This window comes from Paenibacillus arenilitoris (assembly GCF_014705655.1).
Classification (GTDB): Bacteria; Bacillota; Bacilli; order Paenibacillales; family Paenibacillaceae; genus Pristimantibacillus; species Pristimantibacillus arenilitoris.
Genome location: NZ_JACXIY010000044.1, coordinates 1 through 15,959, shown reverse-complemented (window position 1 = coordinate 15,959; position 15,959 = coordinate 1). Strand labels below are relative to the sequence as shown.

The following is a 15,959-nucleotide window of genomic DNA, read 5'->3' as shown; positions in this document are numbered from 1 at the left end:
GGTGGGTAAAAATCGTAGTAATCATTTGACGTTTTTACGGGAGGAGAGGAAGAGGGTGGAGGCTTTTTTGCAGGAGCTGAAGCGGTCGCTCGGAAGCAACGACGATTTATTCGAAATGCAGTACGTCTTCCTGGGCCAAGTGGTTACGCTGCTTGGCTACACGACGTTGACCGACATTTCGATGACCGTATCGTCGCTGCAACAGCAGGAGCATAACGCCCGGGGATCCAGAGTCGGCGAGGAAGCTTTCTGGCATACGATCGGCTCCGTGCATCCGTTAAGCGTCCGGCTCGCGGTATCGGCCGTTCTTGACGGGCAGGTCGTGCTTCTCATCGAAGGCCGCACCGCCATGATCGTGGTCGACGCCGTGCAGCGGGAGCTGACCCGCGCCATCGAGGCTCCGTCCAACGAAAGCGTGCTGCAAGGGCCGATCGGCTCGTTCAACGAAGATTTGGACACGAACCTCGGCCTTCTCCGCAAGCAGGCATGTACCGACAGCATGCGGGTTTTGAATTACTCCGCCGGCGTCGCGCAGCGAAAGCGGCTGTCGCTTATCTACGACGCCCGCCACGCGGACGCCGATATGGTCGGCAAGATGATTGCGCAGATCGAGGCCAATTTGGACCGGGAGATCGCGACGACCCAAACGCTGTCAAGGATGCTGGGATTTACGAAGTGGCAGGCAATCTCCAAGTTCAATACGACGGAGCTGCCGCAGGAGGCGGTCAGCGCGATGACGAAGGGAAAGGTCGTGATTTTGGTCGACAGGCTGCCGATCGCGTACGTGCTCCCCAACCTGCTGTGGGACATGTTCGCGCTGGAGAACGACCGGAACTACACGGTTCCGATCATGATCATCATCCGGACGATCCGCGTCATCGGCGTGCTGCTTACGCTGCTCGCGCCGGCGTTCTACGTCGCGCTCGTCGCGGTCAATCCCGAGGTGCTGCGGATCGAGATGGCCCTCTCCGTGGCCGTAAGCCGGGAGGGCGTCCCTTATCCGGCCATCGTGGAGATGCTGCTGATGCTCGTCATTCTGGAGCTCATCATCGAAGCGAGCGCGAGGCTGCCAAAGAGCATCGGCCCGACGCTGACGATGGTGGGCGGCATCATTATCGGACAAGCGGTCGTAACGGCGAGGCTTGTCAGCAACATGCTCATCATCATTCTGGCCGCGACGACGATCGCCAATTCGACGGTCGTCGGCTTCCAGAACTCGCTGTCGATCCGGATGTTCAAGTACGTGACCGTCATTCTCGCTGCCATGTTCGGCGTGCTCGGCATCATGGCGGGCATGGTGCTGCTGTGCTCGTACTTGGCCAGCCTGCACACGTTCGGCGTATCGTACATCAACCTAAGCTTTAAGGGTGAAATCAAACATGGGTAAAAGCGATAAAAGCCTGCATATCGTGCTTCTCTATTGTTTGACGCAGCTCGGGGTCATCTACTTCGTCTACCCGGAGGATATTATCGCAAGCGCGGAGGAGGGGCACTGGCTGCCCGTCGTTCTCGGCATATTTGTCAATCTTATTGTAACGGCCGCGTACATGAAGGGGCTTCGTTATTTTCCGAAACAGGATTTGATCGGCATTCTTACGGGCGTCGGGAAGACGGCGGCGGTGCTGTTCCTGCTGCCGATTACCGTCTATTTGTTCATGGTGAACCTGATCACGGTCCGCGCGTTCGCGGAAATCATTACGATCGTCTTTTTGTCCAATACGCCGCTCTGGTCCATCATCGCCCTGCTGCTTGCGATTTCCGGCCTCATCGCCATGAACGGGGCGTTCTCCATTATGCGTACGGGCGTGCTGCTCGGTCTGTTGTTTCTACCGCTAATGGCGTTCGTCATCTTCATGTCGTTTCAGAACGCGGACTGGCGCTATGTCTTCCCGCTGCTCGACGACAATTTGGGATTTCTGACGCACAAATCGTATTTGGAGAGCTTGTTCGCGTTCGCGACCAGCTTCCTGTTCCTGGGCTTCGTCCAGCCCGAGTTCAAGTATTCGCCCAAAAAGGTGCTGCTCGGGATCGTTGCCCTGATCCCGTTCTACCTGCTGGCCGTCTACATTCCGCTGCTTACGTTCGGCCGAGCGACGGCGTCGACGTTCAAATTCCCGTTCGTCATGGTCGTCAGCACGATCCAAATCAACTGGCTCATGTTCGACCGCGTCACGATGTTCCTGCTGCTCAGCCTGATCTCATTCACGATGCTGTTCATCGCCTTGCTGATCTGGCAGACGGGAGTTATCGTGGGACGCACGATCCCGAAGGTCAAAATGTCGTATATCGTGACCGCCCTGTCGGTCGTTACCTTCATCGGCTGCGTCATGGTCCGGAATTGGGAGGATATCGAGGAGCTGTTCTTATGCAACGCGGTACTTCGGCTGTACGTGTGGCTAATCGTCCCGTTCGCCGTTTATTTGCTCGGACTTCGCGAGAAAAGGAGAAGCGGCTATGGGAATCGCTAAGCGGCTCGTTCTCGGCTTCGCGGCCGTATGCCTTGCCATCCCGCTCGCCGGGTGCTGGGACAATACCGATATCAATCACCGCGTGCTGCCGGTCGTCATGGGCGTCTCCAAGAAGGAAGGCGTGTTTCGCGTCTTTTTGCAAATTCCGGAGCCCGGCATGAACAGGCTGAGAATCCGAATCGTGTCGGAAACCGGGAATACGATTACCCATGCCGTGGACAAGATCAGCACGAACATGGAGGAGCACGTCGATCTGCTCCACGTGAAGATCATCTTGCTGGACAAAAATTACGCGCGGGAAGGGGTGAACGATTCGATCACCGACTTCATGAGGGCCAGAGAAATCTCTTCGAAGGCTCTCGTCACGATATGCGACGAGGAGCTGCCGGTTTTCTTCGCCAACGTCAAGCGGGCGATGGAGCAGAGAGGGTCGACGCTTTACGACTTTTTCGAAAAAAACGCCGGCTGGAACCCGCAGATCGCGCTGACCCGGGTGTGGCAGGTCTATCGCAGCATCCATTCCTATACGCGGGACGTCGCCATTCCGATCGTCCGCTCAGGGAAGTCGCTCATGATCGAGCACCGGGGATCGGCCGTTATTAAGAACGGACGGATGGTCGGGCGCCTGAACGGCGACGAGACGCTGCTGTTCAACGCGTTCAGCGGCGAGAGCACGCAGGGCAGAATCGAGGTGATGAAGAGCGCCAGCGTGCTGATCGTCAGCAACACGCTGCACAACCGGATCGGTTTGAGGGGGAGGACGCCTTACATGACGAGCGTACTTAAGCTGCAGGTCGTGCTGTTGGAAACGAGGGGCAACCCGACGAACGAAGTCATTATGAACGAATTGGACGAGCTTCTTACGAAACGGTTTATGACGATGTTCCAAAAAATCCAGAGCAAGCAGGCGGATATATTGGGGATCGGGCAATTCTACAGGATGATTATTCCGAGAGAGCGGCTGGCGAATTGGCGGGAGGACTATTATCCGCGGCTGGAGATGAACCTTCGCGTGCAGACGAACATTCAGAACACGGGATTTTTGAACAGTCCGTAGATTTGTTCTTTATAAAGAATGGTTGGCATGCTATAGTTAAGGGGCTACTTGATGCAGAAATGAGGAGGTTCTAAGCCAAGATGCTTCTGAAATTAGGGTTAGCCGCGCTGATCGTCCTGCAGCTGTCCGCCCTTAGCGGCTATGCGGAGCCGGCTATTTATTCGACCGGCGCCGGCGAGGCGGTCCCCTCCGCGCAGGCGCGCTACGAGATCGAGCTGTCGCGGTGGGGGATTTATAAAGACGGCACGCATCCCGTTGAAACGACGAAAGGCATCAACAACGCCCTGAAGTGGGCGGCCCAAAACGGCAAGACGGTCGTCTCGCTTCCGTCCGGCACGTACCTGGTCGACAAGAACAGCCGAATCGACATGGTCGGCGACATGACGTTCGAGCTTCCGCCGGACGCGATCCTCCGGAAGGAGACGAACGGCAAGGAAAAGTACGAGCTCATGTACCTCGGCTACGGCGTGAATAACGTCACTTTGCGGGGAGGCGTCTATGAAGGAGACCGGGAGACGCACGACTATAAGAGGAAGGACAATCCGCACACGTCCGGTACGCATGAACACGGGTCTGGCATCGTGACGGAGGGCGCCTCGAACGTGACGATCGAAGGCGTGAAGGCCGCCGAGTTCACGGGCGACGGGCTTTTTATCGGCGGTCACGGCACGATGGTCAAGGATCTGTACGAGAACGGCTTCGTGCAGGGGGAGCTTAACGCGAAAGGGATCAACATTTCGAACCCGAAAAAAATCCGGACGAGAAATCCCGTCGTCCTGAATAACGAAATGTTCAAGACCGAGCGTTATTTCGAATTGTCCAACGCGGCGAAGCTTCCCGGCACCTTCGATATTTATTTCTATCGATCGAACGGAAGATTTCTGGAGAAGCAGGCAGGCAGGAAGATGAGGGACATCATCCCGATTCCGGACGGCGCGGCCCAGTTCCACCTCGTCTTCGATCAAGCCGCGAGGAAGGGCGCCTACGTCGAGGTTTGGAACCGCGTCGTATCGGAGAACGTGATCGTGCGAAGCTCGGAGTTCGCCTTCAACCGGAGGCAGGGCATTACGGTGGCGGGCGGCGACAACATCGTAATCGAGAACAATTCGCTTCACGACATCAAAGGCACGGCGCCGCAGTCCGGCATCGACCTCGAGGGAGGCTTCGGGGAGAACGGGCATCGGAACAGCAATATTACGATTAGAGGCAACAAGTTTTACAATAACGCGGCTTACGACCTTATCCTGTACGACGGGCGCGATGCGGTCGTCGAAGACAACCATTTCGCCTCCAAGGGGGCAATCGGCCTGAGCGTATCCGAGCCATTCACGGGGGCGACGGTGCGGAACAACCACTTCGACGGCACGAGACTGTACGCTGCACACGACGCCACGTTTCTGAATAACCGAATGAACGATTCCTACACGACGCTCAGCGGGCCTAATATTAAAATCGACGGTATGTCGTTCACCGATTCCAAGTTCTCGATCAGCGCCAAAACGGCGTTCGGCGTCAGCGCGTCGAATATTACGATCGAGAATACGAAGAAGAGCGATACGGGCCTTGTGGTATGGGGAAAGCCGGTTCATCTGAAGAACGTGACGATAACCGGCGAACCGGCGCTTCGCGCGGTCACCGGCGGCGCGGCCGAGGGGAGCATTTTCGACAATTTGAAGGTCGTCGGCTTCAATTCGAATTACGGCTTGGCGCTGCCGCCCGGCACGTACAACAACTGCGAATTCGAAGGCGCCGAAGGCGGCAAGTTCGGCGCGATCGCGGCCGAGCTGGCAGGCAAGTACGTCTTCAACGGCTGCGTCTTCAAATCGCCGTCGTCCGTGGGCATCAATCTGCTCGGGAATAATCCGAAGCTCGATCTGACGGTGCGCGACTCGACGTTCGAGCTGCTCGGCAATACGCAAGCGATCAGCGTGCAGGCGGCGAGAAGCGTCGTGCTGGAGAACAATACGATTACCGCGGTCAAGCTGACGAACGCCGCCACCGAGCTGATCAAGCTGAACGACGTCTGGAAGAAGAAGGAGAAGAACGACATCTTGAAGGCCGTCATTCGCGGCAATACGATCACGGCCAATATCGCCGCCGTCGGCATATCGACGGTCAATGCCGGCGTCGGGGCTCCGGCGTTCACGGTGGAGAACAATACGCTGGTCAAAGCGAAGCTTGCCTTGAAGGGGAACGATATCGCCAAGAACAATACGGCGAAATAAAACATTCGGCAAGATGTTACGAGCGCCGGGTTTCTTCTGGAGAAGAATCCCGGCGCTACTTTGCATGCCCGAAATTAGAGTTGGACCGGTGCAATGGGTTATAATGGCAAGAGAGCGTCCGGTCCATAGCCAGGCGCCTCCTTCCATTATCGCAGATAGGATGATTCGTTATGCTTCAGCTAGTCGTACGAAGTATCCGGGATTTTCGCGCTACGTACAAAAAGCATCTTCTGTTCGAATATATGTTCATGCTGCTGACGAGCTTCGTCATCATTCCGATCATAACGTACATGTTCAACCGGATCATTCTTGTGCTGGGGTCCGGCTCGCTGCTGAACGGCGAGGTGTACCGCATCGGGCTTACGTATACGGGGGTGCTGGGACTCGTCGCGATTTGCCTGGTGGCCGTCCTCGTCCTGTTCATCGAATTCGGCGTCATCATTACGATCGCGCAGCAGCATTATTTCGGCAAGGACGTGCTCATCTCGGACGCGATCATGACGGCGCTGCGCCAAACGCCGAAGCTGTTCGGCTTCGGCATTATCCAGCTGCTGTTCTTTCTGCTCTTCCTGCTGCCGTTTATCGATTCGCCGATGTCCTCGTCGCTCTACGGCCTGTTCAACGTGCCGATCTTCGTGAACAGCAGGCTGCCGGGCACGCCGGGGCTGCTGCTGGCGCTGTATGGGCTCGTCTTCGCGGTCTCGGTCTATACGATTCTGCGCTGGATCTTCGTCCTTCATTTCATTATGCTCGAAGGCGAGTCGATCCGCTCGGCGATCCGGAGCAGCCTCGCCTTGACGAAGGGACGGCGGCTGACGATCTTTATTACCTTGTTCCTGCTCAACGCCGTCATCTTCGCGGCGGGCTTCCTTGCCATCTCGTCGGTATCCTACTTGCCGTCGTGGCTCGACATGAACGTGCTTAAGGCGTTCACGGACCATTACTCGCTCACGCTGTCCACCGTGCTGACGTATATGTTCACGCTGCTGCTCGTTCCGGTCAACGTTATTTTTCTGACCCGCCTCTATTACGGCTTCAGGCGCATGCGAGGCGTCATGCCGCAGGACCGGCTGCGCCTGCATCGGAGCCGGCTTCTCGGGCCGCTGGAGCGGCGCGTCCTCGATTTCTTGAGAAGCCGCGCCCGCAAGCGCGCGCTGTACGCGCTCATAGCGGCCGTCTATCTGTCGCTCGCGCTCATCGTCAGCTACGCGGCGAACGATACGCTCGTGTACGCCAAGTGGAGCGTGCTCATCTCCGCCCACCGCGGCGACACGCTCGAGGCGCCGGAAAATTCGCTGCTTGCCGTCCAGCATGCGATCGATAAAGGGCTGCCCGCCGTCGAGATCGACGTCCAGCTGACGAAGGACGGCGTCGCGGTGCTGAACCACGACTACAATTTGATGCGGGTCGCGGGCGTCGCCAAGCGGGTAAGCGAGCTCACTTACGAGGAGCTCGCTCGGCTGCGGCTGAACTCCCCGTCAGGCTTAGACGGAGAGCCGCAGCGCATTCCGATGCTGGCGGAGGCGCTGGCGGCGGCGCATGGCAAGACGAAGCTGATCGTCGACCTGAAGCCTTACGGGCCCGGCGACGAGCTGGCGCGCGAGGTCGTGAGGCTGATCGAGCAGTTCGACATGGCGCAGGACTGTTACATTCAATCGTTCGACCGGGCGTCGCTGCAGCAGATCCGGCTGCTGAATCCGGACATCAAGATCGGCCAGATCCTCTATTTTGCCGTCGGCGACTTGTCGCAGCTCGACGTCGATTTCTACACGATCGAGAAGGTGATGCTGACGGAGCAATTCGTGGAGCGGTCGCATAAGAACGGGCGCGAGGTATGGGTGTGGACGGTGAACAGCGAGCGCGTCCTGAAGGAAGTGCTGAAGTTTGAAATCGACGGCATCATTACCGATTTTCCCGAGCGCGCGCAAAGCATGGTCGAGCTCGATCTGTAGCCAATTCACTCGGAAGGGGCGGATGCGCGTGTCGCAGATCGTCAAGTACAAAGCTTATATCGGATCGCTCCCGCCTGGGAAGCTGACCAAGGAGCAGCTCCTGGTCGACGAGCTGCTCCTTGAAGAAGGGGAAGGGCTGGCCGTCTATTACGTGCCTTACGAATACGTGAACGAGCGGGCGAAGGTGATGCTGATCGGCATTACGCCGGGCTTCACCCAGATGGAGGTGGCGATCCGCAGCGCGAGGGACGACCTGCTGCGCGGCGTGCCGCCGGAGCGCATCGACGAGAACGCGAAGCGGCTCGCCAGCTTTGCCGGCTCGATGCGGGTCAACCTGATCCGGATGCTGGACCAGATCGGCTTGCCCGAGGCGATCGGGATCCGCGGCAGCGCGTCGTTGTTCGAAGGGAACAAGGCGCTGCTTCATACGACTTCCGCGATTCGTTATCCGGTGTTCAAGAACGGCCGGAACTATACCGGCCATAGCCCGGACATGATGAAGTCGGCGCTTTTGCGGTCCTATACGGAATCGATTCTTCTGCCGGAGCTGACGGCGGTGAAGGACGCGCTCGTCATCCCGCTCGGCATATCCGTATCCGGCGTGATCCGGGCATTTGTCGAGCGGGGACGGCTGAACGGGGAGAGGTGCCTGTTCGACATGCCGCATCCTTCGGGCGCGAACGGCCACCGGGGCAAGCAATTCGATGCGGCCAAGGCCAAGATGCGCGAGCAGGTGAAGCGATGGTTTGACCGTTAGCCGGCACAGACAAGAACAAGGAGTGGGATGCGTTGCACAGCAAAAAGGTTCGATACATGACCGCTTTCGCCGCCGTCATCTGCCTCGCATGGCTGGTTGGCTTCGGCTGGACGGTCAAGGATTATTTGATCGGCTCGGGTCGAGGCGTGAGCCTGGCGGCGCCCGCGGAGCAACCCGCGCCCGAAGGGCAGGCGGGCAAAGTCGTCGCATTGGGCGACTCGCTGACGAGAGGGACCGGCGACGACGAAGGGAAGGGCTACGCCGGCTATCTTGCGGACGAGCTGAAGGAGGAGGGCTTCAGGGCTTCGATGGTCAACTTGGGCATTAAAGGGCTGACGTCCGCCGGACTTCTGGAGCAGCTCGGGCAGAAGGAAATCGCGAGGCAGGTCGGACAAGCCGATATCGTCCTGCTGACGATCGGCGGCAACGACTTGTTTCTCGGCGGCCAGACGCTGTCGGATTTGTCGGCGGCGAGCCTGGCCAAGCTCGAGGACGCCTTCGCGGCTAACCTGGCGTCGATCTTGGAGACGATCCGCTCGGCCAATCCGGCCGCGACCGTCTATCTGCTCGGCTTGTACGATCCGTTCCGCGAGCTGGAGGACGGGGCGGAGACGTCGCGCGCCGTCCGGAGCTGGAACGCCAGGACGATGGAAACGATATCGGCCTACGACGATATGGTGTTCGTGCCGACGTACGACCTGTTCCAACGGAATACGGCCGATTATTTGTTCACCGATCGATTTCATCCGAACGGGCGCGGCTACCGGCTGATGGCCGGCCGCCTGGCCGCGCTCATCGCCGAAGAGGGAGGGGCGCCATGAGCGACGTTACGTTGTCGGTCCGCGGGCTGCGCAAAGTTATCGGCAGGAGGGTCATCATTAAAGATTTGAGCTTCGAGCTGACGCGCGGCGAAGTATTCGGCTTCCTCGGCCCGAACGGGGCGGGCAAGACGACGACGATCCGCATGCTTGTCGGGCTCATTAAACCGACTGCCGGCACGATCCGCATATGCGGGCTGGATATCGCGAGGCAGTTCACGAAAGCGATGAGCCGTATGGGCTGCATCGTCGAGAACCCGGAGCTGTACCCTTTCTTGAGCGGGATGGACAATTTGCGGCATTTCGCCGTCATGCTGCGCGGCATAACGCGGGAGCGGATCGACGAGGTCGTCCGGCTCGTCGGCCTGGAGGAGCGGATCGGGGATAAGGTGGGCACCTACTCCCTCGGCATGCGCCAGCGTCTCGGCATCGCGCAGGCGCTGCTCGGCAAGCCGGACGTCCTCATTCTCGACGAGCCGACGAACGGGCTGGACCCGTCCGGCATCCGCGAGATGCGCGCGTTCATTCGTTCCCTGGCGGAGAAGGAAGGGTTGACCGTCCTCGTCTCCAGCCATTTGCTGCACGAAATTCAATTGATGTGCGACCGGGTCGCGATTATGGCCAAAGGCGAAATCATCCGCGTGGACACCGTCCAGGAGCTGCTCGCGAGCGAAGAGAGAATGGTGTGGCGGCTGCGCCCGCTGCCTCTCGGGCGGCTGATCTTGAGCGACCTGACGGAGGTGCTGAGCGCGGACGAAGTGACGGTAACGACCGTCTATTCGGAGCGGCATGCGGGGGAGTGGAGCCGGCGCCTGATCGAAGCGGGCGTGAGCGTAATGGAGATGAACCGCAAGCTGCCCGCACTTGAAGACCTATTCCTCGAGCTGACGGGAGGGGAATCGATTGATTAATCTCGTGCATAACGAAATGATGAAGCTGCTCGGCAAGCGGCGTTTCCTCATCATCGGGATCATTATCGTCGTTCTGCTCGCCCTGTTCGCTTACGCGCAGGCAAGGCAGTCGGAAGCGGTCAAGGAGAGGCTCGGCGAGGTCGATTGGCGCACGGAGCTGCAGCAACAAATCGTCGATTGGCAGAATCGGCTGAGCAGCGCGGGCCAGTGGCGGGAGCAGCTGGAAATCCAGATCGACCAGTACCAATATTATTTGGACCACGACGTCAACCCTTCGGAGCCCGGCGCTCCATCTTTCATGAGAGGCTTCACGGAAAATTCGGCCGAGCTGTTCCTGCCGCTGCTCGTCATGATCGTCGCCGTCGACCTTGTCTCGTCGGAGCGGAGCATGGGCACGATCAAGCTGCTGCTGACGCGGCCGGTCAGCCGCTCCGCCGTGCTGCTCAGCAAATATATCGCGCTTGTCCTGTCGGTGTCGATCGTCATCTTCCTGTTCGCCTTGCTGTCGTATCTCATATCCGCGCTTATGTTCGGCAACAAGGGCTGGACGGCCCCGGTGCTGACCGGGTTCGAGGTGCGGGGCGGCGAGCTCGACGCATCCGGGGTCCGGCTCGTCTCGCAGTGGCAGTACCTGCTGCAGCAGTTCGGGCTGGCTTGGTTCATCTCGCTCGTCGTCGGTACGCTGTCCTTCATGCTGTCCATCCTGATGAGAAGCAGCGCCGCCGGCATGGGGACGATGCTGGCCTGCCTGATCTCGGGCGCGATTCTGAGCAACATGGTGTCGTCCTGGGATTCGGCTAAATATTTGTTCATGGTCAACCTCGGCCTCATGGACTACATGAGCGGCTCGCCGCCGCCGATCGAAGGCATGACGCTCGGCTTCTCGCTGACCGTGCTGGCCGTCTGGATGGCCGCCGCGCTCGCGGCGTCGTTCGCCGTGTTCACCCGCAAGGACATCTACTGAAGGGAGGGAGGCGGGCACGGCTCGTCTTGTCCTAAAACGGCACGCCCCGCATATGTATGGAAGGGAAGAGGAGCGTGATGCCAATGGATAAGACGATTGGACGGTATTTCAAGAAAAAACAGAAGCTGAAGGAGCTTGAGCAGGAGCTCGCCGAGCTGCGCGAGGAAATTATGGGCTACTGCGAGGAGCAGGGGGTGAGCGAGCTGGACGCCGAGAGCCACAAGGTGAAGATCGTCGTCCAGGAACGGAAGGAATACGACGACGGCAAGCTGTACGAGGCGCTTCCCGATCCGGACGTCTGGCGGCTGCTGTCGCGCGCCGACGCCTCCAAGGTCGCGAGCCTGATCAAGCTGAACGTCATTACGGAGGACAGCATCAAGGACGCTTACACGCTGAAGACGGTGAAGCTGCTTCAGGTGGATAAGAAGTGACCGGCAGCGGCGACGCGCGGTGCGACGCAGCGGTGCTGCCCGGCACTGCGGCGGCGCAGGGGGCGCAGCCTTGGGCTGCCGTGGCGCAGCCGGCGATGCGGCGCACCGTGTCGAGCGCTGCCCGATGTTGCTGAGCGGCTGCGCTGAAACTCAGCGCGGCGCTCTGAGCGAGGCTCAGTCGCTGCCTGGCAATGGCTGCTGGCGTTCCGCCGGGCTTGCTCTCCATCTAGCAGCTGCGTAAATAGCGGTAATATATGGCCTTATTTGGACGGAACGACGGCGGTTATGGCTAATAAGGGAAATTTATGGCCTTATTCGTACAATTTCAGGCCGGCGCGGACGATTTGGTGCGAAATAAGACCATTTTATTCCCTTATTAAGGCGTTGGAGGCTGATTTTCGCTCAGATAGCGGAATATTTTACCCTTATCGAATAGGAACAGCCGGTTGCCTTGTGGCGACTGGCTTGTTTGCGTTCGTTTGTTTTATTTATAATAGTTGGAAAGTATGTCCAACAATTTAGTCTTCGTGTCAGGAGGATACTCGAGTGAACTATATTTGCCGCATTGAATTGGAAGACATTAAACCGGCCATTTGGCGCCGCTTTTCGTTTCATCCGGACATAACGTTCCATCAGCTGCACGAAACGATCCAGGAGGTAATGGGATGGTATAACAGCCATCTCTACGAATTTGAAATCAATGGCCACAGAATCGAAATGCCGGATGAGACGGGATACGCCTTCTCGGATGAAGTCGGATTAAATGCGCGGGAAGAAATCGTCAGCTCGCACTTAAATAAGAAAAATACCGTCTTTACGTATATGTACGACTTCGGAGACGGCTGGAGCCATCGGATCAAGCTGGAGCAAATCGATGTTCAGTCGGACGAGCTTACGGCTGCCTGTTTAGATGGAGAGCGGGCTTGTCCGGTCGAAGACGTCGGCGGTCCTTGGGGGCATCAGAACTTGCTGGAGATTTTGGCAAATCCGCGGCATCCGGAGTACGAGGAAATGCGGGAATGGGCCGGAGGAAGCTACGATCCCGAATTTTTTGACCGCGATATGGTGAACGAGGGCTTGCGCCAGTCGGCGAGAGCGCTAAGTCCGAAGCTTGGCGGAACGAAGGCGGCAAACCCTAAAGCCGCAAGCGAAAAAAAAGCAAAGCTCACGAAGCGGGAGCTTGCCAAGCATTTGAAGGGGCTGAGCAACGAGCAGCTGATCGAGCTGGTGAAGGAATGTTTCGGTCATTCCAAAGACGCGGAGCATTCCATTACGGTAAAAATTTTGGGGGGCGATGCGACGGTCGATTCCCTGTTCGCGGAATATCGACAAAAGATCGAGCATCTGTTTTTTCCAACGCGCGGAAAAGCCAATCTGCATGTGGAGGATGCCAAAAAGGCGATTGCCGAGTTCGAGAAGCTGACGGGCAGCGAGAAGCGCGCCGCGGAACTTAGGCTGCTGTATATCGAGAACGGAATGGATTTTGCCATTTTGCATGATTATATGGACGGGCGATTGCTTGCCGGTCTGACCTCCGTATATGCCGAGGTCATTAGAGCGGTCATCCGGGATAAAAACGGTAAGCTTCATAAGGAGATGAAGACGCCGCTCGTTAAGATTGTCAGGAAAGCAAGCCGCATCCATGACATGCTGCATGCGACCTTGCAGCAATTATTCATGCAAGCGGGGTATGACGATCGCGGGATAACTAGCCGTTAAAATGAATCGCTGCACGGCAGGTCGGCTATCGGATAATGCAAGGTTCATCGAGCGACCAGCCAACCGATGACATCGCTGCTTGTCTGGCCGCGTCGTGAGCCAGCCTGTGAAAAGGATTGTTTCTTTTATGCTTGCGGATGTACCTGATCTGCACGCCAACCTCTGGAAAGCGCCTGTTGAGCTTTGCCAGCGCTGCCGTTAATTCGGCTACTGCTTGCCCGTCATGCGGATTCGAGTAGCGGTCTTGCGCCAATATGCGGGAAATGCGGCTGCAATCGGTAAAAATAACGGCGGCTTTTGGTTGCTGCTCCGGGAGCGCCGCAAGCGTATCCAGACTAAGCGCGATCGCCAGGATTTCACCGTAATTCGAGCCCCGATCCCGCTCGATCGGCAGCTTCTTGGCGGTTACTTTAACCGTTCGGTTAAAGACCGCACAGCAAGCGACGCCGTAATCATGGCGCGAGGCGAAGCCGGCATAATCGCAATAGAGAAACATCGTTCCTTTGTTGACCATATAAGGTCTAAAACTTGGATTCGAGCATGCCCGGTCAATCCATAGATTCAGCGGCCTATTCACGCGTTGGTCATCTCCTTTTATGAAGGCGGTTATGGGGGCGGCGGGATATGCGATCAGCATAAACCGAACGGGCGAAATTTAAACCTATGCGGTACATGCACGACTAGGCAGTCACCCACATACAATAAAGAACAGACTTCAATGTTCGCCTGGGCCTACGGCGCGGATTATGCTTTTTTGGCCTAAGGCAATACAACGTGGGGGTGTACGGTTCAATGCCTGGTTTGTTCTCCGCGATAGCGCTGTTCATTAAACAGCTGACCTTGCTCGTCTCTTACGTCAAAAACAACGCGTTTCCCCAGCCGCTTCAAGAGGAAGAGGAAACGAAGCACCTGCAGTTGATGGCCGAAGGCAATCAGCGTTCCCGTAACCTGTTGATCGAACATAATCTTCGACTGGTCGCCCATATCGTCAAAAAGTTCGACAACACCGGCGAAGATTTGGAGGATTTAATTAGTATCGGCACGATCGGGCTCATCAAAGCGATCGAAAGCTTCCAAACGGGCAAAGGCACGAAGCTCGCGACGTTCGCGGCCCGCTGCATCGAGAACGAAATACTTATGCATCTGCGTTCGTTAAAGAAAACCCGCAAGGACGTATCGCTCCACGATCCGATCGGCACGGACAAGGAAGGCAATGAAATTACGCTGATCGATATTCTCGGCACGGAAGCCGACGATATCGTGGATAAGGTGCAGCTCAAGATTGAGAAGTCGAAGATATACAAGAACCTCGACATCCTTGATGACCGCGAGAAGGAGGTCGTCATCGGCCGCTTCGGCCTCGAGCACGGCGGAGACGAGCGGACGCAGCGGGAGATCGCGAAGGAACTCGGCATATCGCGGAGTTATGTATCGCGGATTGAGAAGCGGGCTTTGATGAAGTTGTATCATGAGTTTTATAAGGCGAAGCGTTAGATAGACGTAATTACATTTGGATAAGCACCTTACCGAACGAGGTCGATGGTAAGGTGCTTTTTCGCATTTGAATCGTCGGACTAGTTTATGATTTGAACTTTATCTATCTATAACTATACTAGCAAAACTAGTGAAGCTAAGATCGATGCCGATGACCATGTAGGCGGCTTTGTTCACAATGGCACCATCCTGCTCCACCTTAATGAGCGGAACCATTTATTCAAAGGCGTATTATATTTAAAGTCGAGGGAGTGGGGGATGAACATAAAATATGCTCCACTGTCCCAACTTCCAGCACAGCTACAATTCTCTCTTGCGGATCTATCTTAAGTGTTATACATGGATGTAATAAGGGCAACAATTATTCTTAAATTGTTATAGAAACTAGAGCTATTGAAGTCAGCAAAATTTATACCAGTTATCTTTTTCAGCTGGAGTATATAAGCAAAAATTCTGTAAATGTTCATGGAAATATTCATGCGAAAGAACAATTGCGTGCTGAAATTCTTCATTAAAAACGTAAGTTTCTTGCGGGAATGAATAAAAGTTAAGCATAAACTCTTTAAATGTCATTTTATGAACGTAGTCTCTTCCTAATATATGCAATTCTTTACTCATTTCAGGTACATCCCAGAAAACATAAACATCTCCTGTAAAAGGAGGATTCGTATTTATTTGCTCGATTGTCAGTACTACAGGTCCACCAATCATACAATCCCAAAGCATATATCCGAATTCTCTCTTATAATCTATATATGATCCTGACTCTATGTCACAAAACGCTTCTTCAAACTGTTCTTTTAATAATTTCGATTCCGTTTTGGGAATACGTATGAATTTATTCGTAATCTCTAACGCTGTAAAAGTTAGAAGTTTCAATGACAGACTCCTTCCTCGGTTTTCGCACAAGTAATGAGTGGTGAATGCCAACAGATCATTTTAGAACAAAAGGGTATAGCTAAAGCTATACCCTTACATATAAATTACCTCGCCAGTAGGTTCCAAGTACGACCGTCGTCACATCGCCCTCAAGCAGATCACCATCGTCTGTACTCCCTACCGATTATAACATACTTTCTCTTAAGCCCCGAAATTGGATTTGAGTCTAGGTTACTTAACGTAGTAAGCTAGACGAAGAATCAATGGAGGGGATTTTTTATGCA

Annotated in this window: 14 protein-coding genes; 12 read left to right on the top strand and 2 right to left on the bottom strand. The window is 56.1% G+C overall.

What is annotated here, in order from left to right:
* The first annotated feature begins 55 nt into the window (after positions 1-55).
* From IDH41_RS27215 to IDH41_RS27165, 11 genes are all read left to right on the top strand, one after another.
* Entirely contained in the window at positions 56-1,387 is a 1,332-nt protein-coding gene (locus IDH41_RS27215; protein ID WP_190866821.1) for a spore germination protein, read from the top strand.
* Positions 1,380-2,468: a GerAB/ArcD/ProY family transporter gene (locus IDH41_RS27210; protein ID WP_190866819.1), complete on the top strand. Its 1,089-nt coding sequence runs from the start codon at positions 1,380-1,382 to the stop codon at positions 2,466-2,468. Before IDH41_RS27215 ends, IDH41_RS27210 begins: the two co-directional genes overlap by 8 nt.
* Positions 2,455-3,525, top strand: coding sequence for a Ger(x)C family spore germination protein (locus tag IDH41_RS27205; protein WP_190866817.1), 1,071 nt, complete (start codon positions 2,455-2,457; stop codon positions 3,523-3,525). Before IDH41_RS27210 ends, IDH41_RS27205 begins: the two co-directional genes overlap by 14 nt.
* Before the next feature lie 80 nt (positions 3,526-3,605).
* The gene (locus IDH41_RS27200; RefSeq protein WP_190866815.1) at positions 3,606-5,750 is read left to right on the top strand and encodes a right-handed parallel beta-helix repeat-containing protein; all 2,145 of its coding nucleotides are present in this window, start codon (positions 3,606-3,608) and stop codon (positions 5,748-5,750) included.
* A gap of 170 nt (positions 5,751-5,920) precedes the next feature.
* A complete protein-coding gene (locus IDH41_RS27195) occupies positions 5,921-7,702 on the top strand; it encodes a glycerophosphodiester phosphodiesterase (protein ID WP_190866813.1) in 1,782 nt (593 codons plus the stop codon).
* Between the two features lie 28 nt (positions 7,703-7,730).
* A complete protein-coding gene (locus IDH41_RS27190; protein WP_190866811.1) occupies positions 7,731-8,459 on the top strand; it encodes a uracil-DNA glycosylase family protein in 729 nt (242 codons plus the stop codon).
* 32 nt (positions 8,460-8,491) lie between these two features.
* Positions 8,492-9,280 carry a GDSL-type esterase/lipase family protein gene (locus IDH41_RS27185; RefSeq protein ID WP_190866809.1) on the top strand — a complete coding sequence of 263 codons (789 nt, stop codon included), beginning with the start codon at positions 8,492-8,494 and terminating at the stop codon, positions 9,278-9,280.
* Positions 9,277-10,188 (top strand): ABC transporter ATP-binding protein, encoded by a 912-nt coding sequence (locus IDH41_RS27180; RefSeq protein ID WP_190866807.1) that lies wholly within the window; start codon positions 9,277-9,279, stop codon positions 10,186-10,188. The genes IDH41_RS27185 and IDH41_RS27180 overlap by 4 nt, the downstream gene beginning before the upstream one ends.
* On the top strand, positions 10,181-11,152 hold the full coding sequence (locus tag IDH41_RS27175; protein WP_190866805.1) for an ABC transporter permease: 972 nt from the start codon (positions 10,181-10,183) through the stop codon (positions 11,150-11,152). Before IDH41_RS27180 ends, IDH41_RS27175 begins: the two co-directional genes overlap by 8 nt.
* Before the next feature lie 83 nt (positions 11,153-11,235).
* A complete protein-coding gene (locus tag IDH41_RS27170) occupies positions 11,236-11,583 on the top strand; it encodes a hypothetical protein (RefSeq protein ID WP_397328667.1) in 348 nt (115 codons plus the stop codon).
* Positions 11,584-12,129: 546 nt separating this feature from the next.
* A complete protein-coding gene (locus IDH41_RS27165; RefSeq protein ID WP_190866801.1) occupies positions 12,130-13,302 on the top strand; it encodes a plasmid pRiA4b ORF-3 family protein in 1,173 nt (390 codons plus the stop codon).
* A gap of 25 nt (positions 13,303-13,327) precedes the next feature.
* Here IDH41_RS27165 and IDH41_RS27160 read toward each other — a convergent pair whose 3' ends face one another.
* Entirely contained in the window at positions 13,328-13,879 is a 552-nt protein-coding gene (locus IDH41_RS27160) for a hypothetical protein (RefSeq protein ID WP_190866799.1), read from the bottom strand.
* Positions 13,880-14,094: 215 nt separating this feature from the next.
* Between IDH41_RS27160 and sigK the strand changes: the two genes are divergently transcribed.
* Positions 14,095-14,796 carry an RNA polymerase sporulation sigma factor SigK gene (sigK, locus tag IDH41_RS27155; protein WP_028611699.1) on the top strand — a complete coding sequence of 234 codons (702 nt, stop codon included), beginning with the start codon at positions 14,095-14,097 and terminating at the stop codon, positions 14,794-14,796.
* Between the two features lie 399 nt (positions 14,797-15,195).
* Here sigK and IDH41_RS27150 read toward each other — a convergent pair whose 3' ends face one another.
* Positions 15,196-15,675 carry a hypothetical protein gene (locus IDH41_RS27150; protein ID WP_190866797.1) on the bottom strand — a complete coding sequence of 160 codons (480 nt, stop codon included), beginning with the start codon at positions 15,673-15,675 and terminating at the stop codon, positions 15,196-15,198.
* Positions 15,676-15,959: the final 284 nt, after the last annotated feature.